The organism is Bdellovibrio sp. GT3 (assembly GCF_037996765.1).
In the GTDB taxonomy this organism is placed as follows: domain Bacteria; phylum Bdellovibrionota; class Bdellovibrionia; order Bdellovibrionales; family Bdellovibrionaceae; genus Bdellovibrio.
The window spans coordinates 23,951-38,496 of sequence record NZ_JBBNAD010000003.1 but is presented as its reverse complement, the minus strand read 5'-3'; the positions used below and the strand labels follow the sequence as shown (position 1 = coordinate 38,496).

Here is a 14,546-nt window from a genome sequence, read left to right as displayed (position 1 = left end):
TTTTTACAACTGCGTAACAAGCTGATTCGAGCAAGTGTTTCGGGATCGTCCATGAGAGTTTGACGCAGCCGACAATCGCATTTAAATAAAAATTGGCTCACATTATTAAAAATTCATTCAAGATATGGTTAAAATCGACCGACTTTTAGTACGTATGAAAGATCGGAACGTCTCAAAACCATTCGAATATTTCGTCCTTTGGTTATCATTGTTGATAACGCTGTCTGGATGTTCCCTCAGTCTGGAATTATCGAGCCTATTTGATGGCAAAGTAACAGGCAGCATCAATCTATCCCAGGCAACCTCACTATCTTGCACAGAGCCAAATACTGTGGGCATTTACGCTGTCCAAAATGGCGCAATTTCTGCGACACCAATCAAAACTGCGAGCGTCGCAGGTGACGGAAAATTCCAAATTCAACTCGAGGAAAGTGAAGAGAAACTACTCACTCAAGGGCGCTTCATTTTGCAAGCTTCCCTTTGCGGAAAACGCATGAGTCGTCCCGTTACAGGATTCACAGAGCAAACTATCGATATTTCGAGCAACTTGGTTCCGTTGATATCCTCATCCCAAATTGCCAATATACAAACCTGGGACCAGCTTGCCCCAACAGAAATTTCGTCATTGTTAACAGAAATCAGCTCAATCGAGGCTGACTCAAGTAAAGAACTTTTTGATGCATTAACCGACGGGTCACACAACGATTTAAAGCTTCGTCTGGAACAAGCTTTTAATATTTCCGACATTCAATTGATCAAAGACACCACGGCACCGGAAATGCAAAGCTGGACAGCACCAAGCTCCATCGTCGAGGGTTCACCACTAACATACCAGGCAAGTGTCAAACACTGGTATTATACGACAGCTACCATGGCTTATGACTGGCGCTGGGATGGTGCTGCACCAACCACAAACGACACCATCAACATTCCGCTTACCAAAAACTCGCAAGGCACTCACACTCTGCTTTTCCAAGCGGGTTTTTCTGATGGCAGCGGTGGAATTGATACCGCAAAAGGTGTCATCAGCAAAAATCTTTCAGTAAAAATTCCCAACACTTATCCAGCCCAGGTTCCGCCTGCAACTTTGGTTTCGGCTTCACCAACGAATTCCCTGGTCGCAAGTATTTCCCTGAACACGGGAGCATCACTTGAGAACTGTGCGACATTTTCAGGTATTGCCTTTTCTGAAGTTCCTACTTCCATCGGTTTGACGGCAGGTAACTTCACATCTTCCTGTTCAACCACAGGAGCCCAAACATACAGCTACACTTTTGCCCCAGGCGATGGAGCAAAATCCATTTATGTCTGGACCCGGGATAATTCTGGATTCATATCCTCTTCCCCACAGATTGTTTCCCTTGTTCTGGATCAAACGGCTCCGGCACTTACGATTGGAGCCCTCAACTCTCTTTATCGCGGTGGTCAAACTGCAAGTATCAGTTTCACAGCAACTGATCTTACGACGAATATCAACTCCCTGAAACTTGTGGTCACTGACGATGGATCTGCGGCGTCCAGCGAAATCGACATCACAAATGCTAGCAGTCCTTTCGGTCTGACTCTTCCTGCAATTTCCACATCCAAGGCGGCGGTGAAGTTGATTGCCACTGATGAGGCTGGCAATTCGCATGAGGTCTCTTCAGGACTTTTTACTATTGACTCAATTCTGCCGGCGGCACCAAGTCTTAGTTTGTTGACGGCATCGTTAACCAAGGATTCACTGGTTAACTTCAACATTCTAAATTGCACCGACTACAGTTCTGTTTTAGTTACAGAAAGTAGCGTGACTCCAAATCAGATTTCCAGTGGATGGATTGCCTGCAGTGAAGTAGTACCCTACACGCATGCGATAACCGGCGACGGAACTCATACTATTAAAGTCTGGGCAAAAGACTCTGCCGGAAATATTTCCGCCACAGCCGGTACTCTGACAGTTACGCTGGATTCAATAGCACCAACACTGACATGGGTGACACCAACTGCAGACGTTTCGATCAACACGGCCATGACAGTTTCCTGGAAGGTGACCGATCTGCATACCTCCACCGCACAAAACACAGTGCTTACCTACAGCACCGATGCTGGTGCGAACTGGACGACTCTTTCCACAGCGGCTCTTCCTGCAACGTCGGCGACCAATCAAACTTATTCCTATGCGATGACGGCACCCGCAACCATCTCGACGATGATGTTCCGGGTGACTGCCACAGACTCCTTGGGAAATATCCGTACTTTGAATCGCACCATCGTCGCCGAATCCGAAGCGCCTGATCTTTTGAGTTTAACTTTGGCAGGTGGAAATACCATCGTGGGTATCACCTCGATCAACGCTCAATTGGCAGTCAACCATCGAGCGTCACCAACGAACTTGATGCGTCTGATAGAAGGTGTTGGCCCTACCGACATTAACGCCGCGACTTGGGTTCCATTTTCAGCCAGCGCATTTACATTTGAACTAGGAAAAACTCCTGGTGGCAAAACCATCTATGCACAGGTTAAAAATTCCGCCGGCTTTGAAAGCAACATCATTTCCTCAAACATCACTTTGGAGTTCGGTGCACCTCCAGTCATCACGGTGATTTCACCTAAAAATTCCGACGGGCCTTTTGATGGCGGAAATGCCGTAAATATCCAGTGGACTTGCACTACTTCCGGCAGCACCACTTTGGATGCGGCTCCCATCACAATTTCCTATAGTGCTGATGATGGTGTCTCGTATCAGGTTATTGCAGCCAACATTGCCAACTCTGGAAGTTACTCGTGGTCATTCCCGGCAACACTAACCACAAACAATCCTTTCAAAATTTTGATTGCCTGTAAAACCGCCGCCGGAGTTATCACGACGGGTCTTTCTGAGCTGACTAACACCAGCTGGAAAGTTCTGGTTGGAAACCCGGGTAATATGGACTACGGCGTTCACATCAACTCAGTGGATTTGTCGGCTTGGAACGCTGTCCATGGGGACGCGACGAATAACCTTTATTCGGGCACAAAAAACGGAATCATTCGTGTGGACCGCAAGTCAGGTATTGTCGATGAATGGCTGGGTGTTTTGGGCGCCCCGGGCTGTCCGACGGCCCTATCTACTCCAGCAAATATTCGTTTCACCAATCCTCGGATTGTTGACATCACCAATGATCAAATGACCATTGTTTCTGGTCTTTGTGCATCTATAACCAGAATAAATATTTCTGACAAAAGCATCGTCTGGCACCGCGTGGTTCCCGAGATTTCCTGGAAAGAGAATTCACTGGATTTCTATTTGAAGAAAGGAAGCGGATACTATTACTTCCCTTCCATCACACCATTGGGTGTGCGCTATAAATTCTGGATGCTGGATTTAAGCTCCACTTCCACCACGGCTGTGCATATTATGGGTACGCCAGAATGTACTGAAGACCTTCCAACTGTGCACCTGAATACAGATGCAAAAACGGCAGCCCTTCATTGCTCAACGGCAAGTGCCATTGTGGTATCTCCGGATCAGCAGACTATTAAATACTATCTGGAAACCAAAACCAGCGGCATGTATGTCGCAAAAATGGAACACAACTCTTCCCTGCAAACTTATGTTTATACAAGCATCCAAAGTACCAGCAGCAATGACAGTGTGCTTTCACGCTGTATGCAAATGGGCAGCAATAGTTCCAGATATGTTTGCGTCAATGCCACCGGTCAATCAAAACGCGTCAACTACTTTGACACTGCAACAAATGCGGCTCTTTCCGCCAACGGTCATGACTTGGCGACTTTCAACAACAGCGGTTCCATGCAAATGAGCTTCGGTGCTTCCAACACTGCAGTCTATGCAGCGATGAACACAACAAATCAACTTTTCGAGATTAAGTTCGATGCCGATGGAAAACTCACTTCAACACAAATTGGTGGGACACCATTTTTCACATTCGGAAATGGCTCAGATCCTGGTAAAGTGGCCTTTACCGGAATTATGGGTATGGCGTTTTATGAGCCGACTAACACCTTGTATGTGCGCGGTGTGAACCATTTACGTCGAATCACTCTGGACCCGGCAACTAAAAAAGCCACCATGATCGATACTGCGATGAATTCAAATCCACTGGGCAATAGCGGTGTCTTCGGAGACCTGGCTATCAATCCAGCAGGAACAATCATTGCCGCGAACTCCACAACCAATGGTCTTTACCCATGGGCGGCAATGAGTCTAAGCAGTTGGACCACCACTTTGAATCCGGCAACCTCCGCATACAGTGTATCCGGTACCACTGGATATTTTGGTGGAGGATTTAATGATGCTTCATCACTGGTGCTGGGAAGTTCTTTTGCGTATACAACACCTTATTTCCTCTATGACCCTCAGGCTTCATCGACATTCCTGTCTGACAATGCTTTCTATTTCAGTGCATCCACTGACAAAAACTTTTCGCAAAATCTTTGGATCTATCGAAGTATTGGCGGAACGATCACCTCGGTCGCGGGAAAATCCGGCGCTGCAGGTCCGTCCGCTTCACCAACCGGTACCTCGGCCTTGGACACATCTTTTTCCTATATCTACGGATTGCAACCTGCGACAGCAGATGGCAGTGGCAATACGGATTTGCTGGTCTTTGATTCATCGAAACTTCGCCGGGTGAGTTTACTGACAGAAAGTGCAAATCCAAAAGTTTATGATGTCATTGATTTCGCCAGCCTCCCCAACTATCCAGGTAACCGGGTGTGGAGCCATGGTGTTCATGATACGGCTACGGGCTGGAGTTATTTGGTCGTTTCATCCCATGATTCTCCGGATGGAAAATCCCACCTGTGGGCGGCTCACGCTACTTCGGGTTTTGAGGAGATTTCCCTCGCTGGTTTAAATGTCCCGGGCCTCAAGGCGACCTTCGGAAAAGACATCGGACTTAAGATCACGACCGTGGGTTTATTGATGATAGATTCCACTAACAAACGCATACTCATCCACCCGCTTAAGTAGCTAAAACTTAAACAGATTACCGGTGCTCCACATGTCCCCCTAGCAATACTCAGGAAACACCGGGAACGTTCGTCCAGAGTTCGGCTTGAATTGAGTCAAACAACAAAGAATTGGTTTTGACCCCAAATCCCTCTGCTATTCTTGAAAATGAGTCGTGTTCCGTTTATGGGGGATGAAATTGAAACAGACCATCATCACAAAATTTAAGCGCATTGGCGTTAAGCCAGCCATCTTGTTAGCTGGTGCCACCGTGACGATCTTTTCGTTTCAGAACTGTGGCGAGGGCTTTACCGTCATCAGCAATTTGCAAAGTATTGAAGGCACCAATCAGCCTGAATACGTGGATGAGTCCACGGATGTCACAGCCGGTAAACAGCTCTATGCACAAAACTGTGCTGGCTGCCATGGTGCTTTCGAAAATTCAACAGTGTCAGGCAAATCACTCATCGATATCAAAACTGCGATCGCCAACACTCCTCAAATGTTTGCCTTCCAGGCTTTGTCAGATTCCCAATTGGAACTGATTGCTCTGGCTTTAAATCCGGGTTCGCCGGGTACAACAACTCCGACACCATCTCCTTCGCCAACTGCGACGGTTTCACCTTCGCCTACGGTGTCTCCAACTGTAAGCGCAACACCCTCGCCGACAGTTTCGCCTTCCCCGACAGCAACGGCAACGGCAAGTCCGTCCCCTACTGCATCACCGTCTCCATCGCCAACAGTAACTCCTTCGCCGTCACCGACAGTGCCTGCGAATACGTTTGCCTGCCAACCGGGTGAGGACCCAGGAGTTCGTGATCTGCGCCGTCTTTCGCGTCGTGAGTACCTACAAACATTGAAGTTGCTCTCTTACGGCAAAGTATCCATTGATTCCCTGCAAACAGACATCGACAATCTTCCGGCCGATGTTGTGACCGGAGTTTTTGACACTACGGACTCGTCAGTTTCCGCAGCTCATATCGAAGCGCATATGACTCTGGCTAAAAAAGTTGCCGGCTTGTTTGTCGCAAGCTCCACTTGGAGATCCTCGGCAATGGGTAGCTGTAGCAGCATGACTGATTCCTGCTGGAATAACTTCTTTAATGGTTTTGGTCGATTGGTCTTCCGCCGCCCACTGACCACAGCAGAGCAACAGACTTATAAAGACCTCTATAACTCTGAATACGGCGGCAATCTTAATGACGGTTTGACGGTTGCAATCATGGCTATGTTGCAGTCACCGAATTTCCTCTACAAGATCGAACTGAACGGAACTCCAGTGAATGGTCGTGAAGATCTGGTTAAACTCACCGACTACGAACTTGCATCACGTATCGCCTTCCTGGCAACGGGGCGCGGTCCAGATGCGGCTTTGCTAACTGATGCAGCGAATGGCAACCTGGCTACGGCAGATGGTTACAAAACTATCGTCAATCGCGTGTTCGCAACAGCAGATTCCAAAGAGCACGTGGGCGAATTCTACAGCCAGTGGTTGGGTATCAACCGCATGCCTTCATCAAATCACTCGACCTGGTTCCTGGGCAATGTGCCTCGCGCCTCCATTCAACCAGAAGCCGTGCAGGAGATGAAAGACTTCACCAACTACTTCACTTACACAGTGGCTGGTACTTACAAACACCTTATGGCTTCCAATGCGTCGTTCACGCAAGGCACAGCACTGACGCAAATTTACGGTGTCGCAAAAGGTGTTGATTTGCCTGCGGCAGAACGTCAGGGAGTCATGAGTCGCGTCGGCTTCATGTTCGCTCCAACAGATAACACAAGTCTGGTGCATCGTGGTCTGGTGGTTCGCAGAAATCTTCTATGCGATTCCATCCCACTGCCTACAATTGGTCCGGATGAAAAAGATCTGTTTGCACCACCGATCCCGGATCCAACGCAATCTCAACGTCAGCAAATTGAAACACGCACAGCAGCGGTTCGCTGCCAGGCCTGCCACTCGTTGATCAACCCAATGGGCTTTGTTTTGGAAAATTACAATGCCTTCGGGAAATACCGCACGGTGGAGAGTATCTTTGATTCCACAGGCAAGATCATTGCCAGCCACCCGGTGAACTCAAAAGTGAAACCTAACATTGAATCCGCCAATGACCCTGAGGTGAATGGTCCGGCAGAAATGGCTCACGCCATTGCCAACTCTTCCCGCGGTCCGGCTTGTATGGTTAAACAATGGGGCACTTACACGATGGGCCGCGCGATCACTGCCGCGGACAACTGCTCTATGAACACCAGCTTCTCACAACTGACGGATCCGTCCAAAGCGAGTTCCAGCGGTGACCAGCCAGGTACTATTTTAAATATGATTAAATCACCGGCGTTTGATGCAAATTTCCGTTTGCGTAAACGCGGGGCCCTTTAAGAGGTTCGTATGCATTGGAATAAATTATCACGTCGCCAGTTTTTAAGAGGTTCAGGAACATTCGCCTTAGCCCTGCCCTTCTTGCCATCCATGCTGCCTTATGCGGAGGCGCAAACGGGTCCAAACTTAAAAAAACGTTTTATCGCCATCCACAATGGTCACTGTCAGGCCGTGGAGCAATGGTTGCCCGACCCAGCCAAGTTCACTTGGACGGAGTCGCAAACTTACGCTCGTCAGGTGGCATTGTCGGCAATTCCCGGCGCTATGTCGCCGGTTTTGGGTACGCAGTTTGATGCCCTTCGCTCGAAGCTAACTATTCTTTCCCGCTTGGATCCTTTATCTAAAACTCCAAATCACAATGCCGAGTGCATGCTGACCGGCGGTGTGGTTTCTGAAGCAGTCTCCAGTATCGACCAGGTTATTGCAAAATTCCTGTATGGGGGCTCACCGCTGAATTTGTATGTGAAGTCAGTGGACGACGGAAACTACAACGGGGCCTCGCAAATGAGTGTCCTGAATAAACAATACGTTCAGGGGCAATTCAATCCTTCGGCCGTTTTTTCAAATATGTTTGGAACCTCAACCGGCACCACAACACCAACTGCGGATCCCAACAAACTGACTCGCCGGGATATCCTGGTGGCCGATAAAGTTTTTGCAGAATACCAGTCACTGCGCTCGAACAAACGTCTTTCAAAGGATGACTTGGCCCGCGTTGAGCAACACATGGCCCTGATCACAGACCTGCAAAAGAAACTAAACTCCAGCATCGTAACAACCACTCCACCGGTGGCTTGTTCGTCCCCGTCAGGACCAAGCAGTTCTCCGACGAAGTCCTCGAATCCAGCGGATTTCCAAGTGGTGATTGACCAGATGTTTGATGTGATTGAAGTGGGAGTCAAATGTGGCAAAATCCAAGTGGCTACTTTGATGATGCACGTTTACGACTATTTCAGTGGCTCGGTCAATTTTGTTCCTGGCATCACCGGTTCAAACCGCTTCCACGAGGATATTAATCACGCCGGTACGGCGGAGTTGCGTACGATGAAGCTTGCAATGATGACTTTCTTTGCAAATCGCGTTTCCCGTTTCTTGACCAATATGAACACAGTCGAAGACACCAATACCGGTGCCACCTATCTGGATAATTCCCTGATTTTCTGGGGCAATGACCAAGGTACAACGAAAGACACCAATGCTCATAACTCTGTGAACAATCCGGTCTTGCTGGCTGGAAGTGCTGGTGGCTTTATTAAGCCCGGTCGTCACATTGATTACGGTCCGTCTTATGGCTCCACTCGCCGCCCTATCGGTGGCGACGAGAGCGCTTACAAACGGGGCCGTCCTTACAATCAATTGCTGATAACAATCATGCAAGCCATGGGTATGCAGCCCGCAGATTATGAAGTGGGCACCACTCAGGGTTACGGTGTGTATGGCACCTTGGAATCGAGTTACACTTACCTGGGAGTGAATCATCGCAGGGAGATCCTGCCACTGATCACGGGCTAAAAATTCAAATCAATAAAAGGGGCCTCACAGAAGGCCCTTTTCTTTTGGTATCTAATTCCTATCTTATTTCCCACTTTTTGATCCTGATATTGCTTTTTGGTTTCAAAAAATGATACCTTCTTATTGCCTCTTGCGAGCCCCTGGGATCAAGGCCATTCTGCTTTCAGACACCACCACCCTAACAAGGAGGAAGTAGATGAAAGCATTTATTCATTGGCTATTGTTCTCTGGTCCCACAATAGAAGACGTCGCCGTTCTGGAAAAAGAATTCGGCGAAGGTTACCAGAACTGGAGTGATATAAAGTATGGATATTCAAATTCAGAAAATAAAATCTGTTCTTAAAGAGCAACTAAAAAAACGCAAGATGACCTACGAGGATCTGGCGCAGGAAATGGACGTTTCGGTTCCCACCATCAAACGCTGGATGGGTGATCACGATCTTGGTTTGAATGACCTCTTTAGAATTTGTGAAATTCTGGATTTAAATCTTTCAGATTTACATGCACTCTCGGCAAGTACAAAAGTCGCACAGGGCCCGGCCCGTCTGAGCGATGAACAACAAAAGTTTCTGGTTAAAAACATGAACTATCTGGCTTTTTTCCTGCAGATCCATGATGGAAAAACGCCTCAGCAAATTGCCGAGAAATACAAGCTTAACAAACTCTCTGTCGACAAGTATCTGGTGAAACTTGAAAATCTGGGAATGATTAAAGTCACCGGCAAACTGCGTGTGAAGTCCACCTTTGACGGCTCTGTGAACTTTGGCAATGGCATCCTGTCCAAAACCTATTATAAGCGCTGGATCGATGGCACTGGTGATTTCTTTACCAACATCATCACAGACGCCTTAAACAAAGAAGCATCCATTGATGAAAAAACACGCGATCACAAGTCCTTTGCGACCTACTCCAGTCAATCCATCAAATTGACCAAAGAAAGTTATTTGAAATGGGCGACCGAAGCGACGGCCGCCATCACCCAGCTTCATGCAATCAGCAAAATCGAGGAAAAGGCTTACGGTGAGGACGAGTTGATGACGGCGGTGATTTTGAATGCACACACCTTGCTGCCGCAGAGCTCGAAGTTCTTAAATGACCTGGATGATATTGCCGGAAAAATTGAAAACTTATAGAAATAAAAAAGGCACCTCAGGGGTGCCTTTTTTATTAGAACGGAAACGACAGCCCCGCTGTTACGGTCGTTTGATTGAATTTGTCGACGTATTGGTCCATGTTTTCATAGACCGTGTCAGATTCAGATTTACCATCATTATAAGTTCGGTAGGCGCCCTCAACATTAATTGATAAATGGCGAAACACCAGGAAACCAATTCCGGCGCGAATCGCAGTTCCAGTGATCTCGTCTTTCTCGGTGGCTCCCTGCTGAGTGATATTTAACTTGTCGGCGATGTTATACCCCACCCACAAATTCCAACGTCCCAACCACATCCCCAAATCCACGCCATAAGATTCACGGGTGAATTCATCCTCATGAGTGTCGTACTTGATTTTCCCGCCCGATGCCGCCATGTACTCACCGGCAATCCACGCGGCATTATCAAAGACCCACCCCAAGCGGGCTCCGTAAGAAATGCTACCTAAATGAGTGCCATCCAGTTTCTCAACGCCCTTAATCGCCTCGCCCGCCGGCGTGAACTCGATGGCCGTCGAACCGGAGACTTCGTAGGCCGCCATAGGTTCGAACAAAACCATGGCGTGAGAATTTAATGCGAATAAAGACAACAAAAGGACCAGCGCACACTTCATGCAACCCCCGATGTATCATTCTGAGACTAAATTCTGAATTTTTCGTCTAAGATTTTTGCAAATAAACCTTTGGTCCAGTCCGAAATCGACCGATAAATTATTCAGCTGTTAGTAATGGGATAAGGGAAATCAAATGATCAAAACAATCGCATTGGGGTTTGTAAGTCTGTCACTGGTCGGAGCCTTCATTACTCTCTCTCCGGCGCAACCTTCAGAATTTAAAATTGAAGCCACACAAAAGATGGCTTTCAAAACGGAAGGCGCTTGTATGTCGCGCATCCTGGACAAAGCCCCGCGCATCGCTGCTAAAGAAGGCTGCCGCCTCGGATAAGAAAAAGGCCACTGCTCAAGTGGCCTTTTTTTATATTATTTAAATTCTATGCCTTTGGTTTTTTCCTGCAGGGCCTCTTCCACCCAGAATTGCACTCCGTGGTGGCCTTGGATGTTTTTCATATACTGCTTAACCATCGGGTCTTTGATCTTAATACCGTAATTCACGAATCTGAAAACCACAGGCGCAAAGAAAGCGTCGGCGATACAGAACTCCCCAAATAGGAACGGCCCCTCACTCACTTTCAAGGCATCCTTCCACATTTTTATAATGCGTTCAATATCCTCGCACGTGCCAGCAGTCAGATGCTTAAGAGGTTCCGTGCGTTGCAAGTCCATGGTTAAATTGGTGCGCAGGTTCTGAAAACCCGAATGCATTTCTGCCGCATAACTACGGGCTAACGCTCTGGTGCCAGCGTCCTCAGGCCACAACTGCGCCTGTGGAGAAAGCTCGTTCAGGTATTCTGCAATCGCCAAAGAATCCCAAATCACACGTTTACCTTGCTTTAGAACGGGAACCTTGCCGGAGTCTGTGTACTTGGCAATTTGTGCTGCCGTGTTTTTTTCATCCAATTTGATTTTGATCTCTTTAAATGGAAGACCTGATTGCACGGCAACCAGCCATGCACGCATGGACCAAGAAGAATAAGTTTTGTCACCAATAATAAGATCGAAGAACGGTTTGTCGCTATGAACATGAAAAGCCACGATGAAACTCCTTGCTTAGTTAACGGTTTTCTACCGACCGGTCGCAAAAGTACACCAATTTAATTGGTATAACGGTTGCATTTGTGAGTTCTTTGCCTGGAGGAGAAGCCATAATGAAACCACTGTGTCTGATTTTGAGTTTAATAATGTCGTTCGGTACAGCCCCCGCCTTTGCGTCGCGCGTTACATGTAGTGCACGGGACAATGGATGGGAAGAACATTGGGGAGGTCACGACAGTTGTGGATCTTGCCATGATAAACACGGTGACTGCATTGAAACATGTTCTTTGGAATACTCAACATGTGAAGCGGTGGGAACTGACTATCTTGGAAATCAAATCAGAGTAAAAGGCGCTGGCGATGATCGCTGGAATGCCGAACAGGTTGCCGTAAATCTTTGCCAACGCAATTTCGCAAACTGCACAGTTGTTAGCTGCAACAACGAAGCAGAAACAGTGTCATCACGTCGCTGCCCAAAACGCCCGGAAAACCCACCGGCTCCGCCGCCAAAACCTGCGCCTCGCCCACCTCAACCGGGACCGGGCCCAAAACCACCAGCACCAAAACCAAATCCACCGAAACCGGCACCGAAGCCGCCTGCGCCTGCTCCAAAACCAAATCCTCCGAAGCCAGCACCCAAGCCGCCTGCGCCAGCTCCGAAGCCACCAGCGCCAGCTCCGAAGCCACCAGCTCCGGCTCCAAAGCCACCAGCTCCGGCTCCGAAGCCACCAGCTCCGGCTCCGAAGCCACCAGCGCCGGCTCCAAAGCCACCAGCGCCGGCTCCAAAGCCACCAGCGCCGGCTCCGAAGCCACCAGCTCCAGCTCCGAAGCCAAACCCTGGCAAGCCCGGTGGCCCGGGTCGCCCTGACGGCCCCGGCAAACCGGGACCTGGTAGACCAGGCCCTGGCAAACCTGGTCCGCGCAATATGAATGTGGAAACTTCAGAACTTCTTCAAGTTGAAGGGAACTAAAAAAATGAATGCACTAAGACTGACACTAATTACATCCAGCATTCTGATTTCAAATTTTGCATTCGCAAAACCAGTGACTGTCAAAGATTGGTCACTCGATGACACCAGCTCTGTCTGCGTTGCTTCAACTTTACGAAATGTCGGCGGTCAAACGTACCGCTTTGAATTGCGTTTCGAAAAATCCGGTAACACTCCGGTAGAGGCATACATCCGCGATGCCTCTGGCTTAGCCACAGCTTTTCGCTTTACTACGGAAGTCAAACCCATCCAAAGTTTTGCATTCATTCCATTGCAAAACGCCGATGGCTCACTGTCTTTCTGGCAGGTGCCGACCGATACAAATGCACTCGTAGCATATATCAAACGCCAAACTCGTTTGTTGGTTCAGGCATTGGCGCCCAATCAACCCGCAAAGGCGATTGATTTTTCACTTCGCGGCTCCAGCGATATAGTTGATGCTCTGGCAACTCAGTGTGCAGGTGGTAAATCTTTGGTGGCTGTGGATTTTGAAAAATTCTTCGTGCCGGCAATGACAGCGACAATGGACCCGTTTAAATTCAATGCAGATCAATCCGCACAACTTCGCTCCCTGTATCAGGAATCATTCAACACCAACACCCTAAGGGCGTCTTACCAACGCCAGTTGACGGCATTGAATTCCCAATATGCAAAACAAATCCAGGAGCTGGGTCAGGTTACAGGATCCTTGGATCAATTGACCACGAAGGAGCTCGTAACCCTGCGCAGTCAAAAATCCGCACTTGAAATGAAAATTCAATCCTTGGATCAGCAAATCATCACGCAGCAGAGTTTAATCAACTCCAAAGAAGCGGAAGTCGTTCAGGCGAATGCCGTTTATGATGATGCATGGAAAGTGCTGGCACCCTATGAGGCTGAACATCAACGCCTTAGTACACTGGCACAAAACTCCAAGACCGATCTTTCGAAATACCAAGGTCAATTGTCCAACATTGACCAAAGTATTCAAAGCAAACAGTCCGAGCTCAACTATTCCCAGGATCAGGTTTCCAATCTGGATCGCCGTTTGTCCCAGCTTGATAGCGAAATTCAAACGGCCCGTCAGTATGCCAACGCCACCGATTCCATCTATCGTGGTTTCGACTATAACCGCGAACGCCATGACCGCATTCAATGGCATCCGATCACTGAATATTGCAGCAGAGGCGGAAGTGAGTACTGCAACAGCCTGATGAACAAAGTCAGCAGCTATGCCGAAAACGAAACCTACAATATTCAAAATCGCTTAAGTCAAAACGTGTCTGTGACTCGCACTCAGCTTGATTCAAAGTTGCAGTCCTACACTTCGATCGCAAATCAGATCAATGACTATCAAAGCGGTGTGATTCCGCGACTGCAAAATCAAATTTCTGATTTGCGCAGTCAGCGTCCTGCCATTGAGGCAGCCGTGTCACGCACCCGTGATGAAGTCACCAACAGAAACGCAGCACTTCAGTCCTATGATCAAAGTGTTGGCTATGCTGCGAAGAAAGCCGACGTTAATGCGAAAGCAGCCATCGTCGTCAGTCGCCAGAACGAACTCAAGTCTTTGGAGCAGACTCAAGCCAGCTACCAGGCGACTCGTTCCCAATCGGTGGCAGGTCTTTCCGCAACGGATAAAAAAATCCAGGATGTTCTGGCCAAGATTCAAGCCACTCAAGGTCGTGAGTCTGAACTGAACAAGGCCCTGGCTCCTTACTTTGCAGAAAAAACCCGCATTGAGGCTGCCATCCTGGAGTCCACGAATCTGATCAACCAAAATCGCGCGGAATTCGCTACGGTCATCGGTAAAATATAAAAGCAAAAAAGGCGGACCCAAGAAGTCCGCCTTTTTATTTAGTCATGTTTGGATTTGGACAAGATTGAAAATTTACTCTCTGCATGAGTCGACGACGCAAGGAATCATGACAAAAGTGACACTCCAAGT

General features: G+C 48.2%; 9 protein-coding genes. 7 read left to right on the top strand and 2 right to left on the bottom strand.

Annotated elements, in window-relative coordinates; translation table 11 throughout:
• The first annotated feature begins 124 nt into the window (after positions 1–124).
• The 4 genes from AAAA73_RS01295 (at position 125) to AAAA73_RS01280 (ending at position 9,958) form a co-directional block, all read left to right on the top strand.
• Complete coding sequence (locus AAAA73_RS01295; protein ID WP_340596337.1) at positions 125–4,954, top strand: hypothetical protein; 4,830 nt, start codon at positions 125–127, stop codon at positions 4,952–4,954.
• A gap of 172 nt (positions 4,955–5,126) precedes the next feature.
• The gene (locus AAAA73_RS01290) at positions 5,127–7,313 is read left to right on the top strand and encodes a DUF1588 domain-containing protein (RefSeq protein ID WP_340596336.1); all 2,187 of its coding nucleotides are present in this window, start codon (positions 5,127–5,129) and stop codon (positions 7,311–7,313) included.
• A 9-nt stretch (positions 7,314–7,322) separates the two neighbouring features.
• The gene (locus tag AAAA73_RS01285) at positions 7,323–8,825 is read left to right on the top strand and encodes a DUF1552 domain-containing protein (protein WP_340596335.1); all 1,503 of its coding nucleotides are present in this window, start codon (positions 7,323–7,325) and stop codon (positions 8,823–8,825) included.
• A 305-nt stretch (positions 8,826–9,130) separates the two neighbouring features.
• Positions 9,131–9,958, top strand: coding sequence for a helix-turn-helix domain-containing protein (locus tag AAAA73_RS01280; RefSeq protein WP_340596334.1), 828 nt, complete (start codon positions 9,131–9,133; stop codon positions 9,956–9,958).
• Between the two features lie 34 nt (positions 9,959–9,992).
• On the opposite strand, the gene AAAA73_RS01275 is transcribed toward AAAA73_RS01280, so the two are convergent.
• Positions 9,993–10,592 (bottom strand): hypothetical protein, encoded by a 600-nt coding sequence (locus AAAA73_RS01275; protein WP_340596333.1) that lies wholly within the window; start codon positions 10,590–10,592, stop codon positions 9,993–9,995.
• Between the two features lie 133 nt (positions 10,593–10,725).
• Between AAAA73_RS01275 and AAAA73_RS01270 the strand changes: the two genes are divergently transcribed.
• On the top strand, positions 10,726–10,923 hold the full coding sequence (locus tag AAAA73_RS01270; RefSeq protein ID WP_340596332.1) for a hypothetical protein: 198 nt from the start codon (positions 10,726–10,728) through the stop codon (positions 10,921–10,923).
• 35 nt (positions 10,924–10,958) lie between these two features.
• Here the strand turns inward: AAAA73_RS01270 and AAAA73_RS01265 are convergent, their stop codons facing one another.
• Complete coding sequence (locus AAAA73_RS01265; protein ID WP_340596331.1) at positions 10,959–11,630, bottom strand: glutathione S-transferase family protein; 672 nt, start codon at positions 11,628–11,630, stop codon at positions 10,959–10,961.
• Positions 11,631–11,917: 287 nt separating this feature from the next.
• Here AAAA73_RS01265 and AAAA73_RS01260 point away from each other — a divergent pair, with 287 nt between their 5' ends.
• The gene (locus tag AAAA73_RS01260) at positions 11,918–12,601 is read left to right on the top strand and encodes a hypothetical protein (RefSeq protein ID WP_340596330.1); all 684 of its coding nucleotides are present in this window, start codon (positions 11,918–11,920) and stop codon (positions 12,599–12,601) included.
• A gap of 4 nt (positions 12,602–12,605) precedes the next feature.
• Positions 12,606–14,417, top strand: coding sequence for a hypothetical protein (locus tag AAAA73_RS01255; protein WP_340596329.1), 1,812 nt, complete (start codon positions 12,606–12,608; stop codon positions 14,415–14,417).
• The last annotated feature ends 129 nt before the right edge of the window (positions 14,418–14,546 follow it).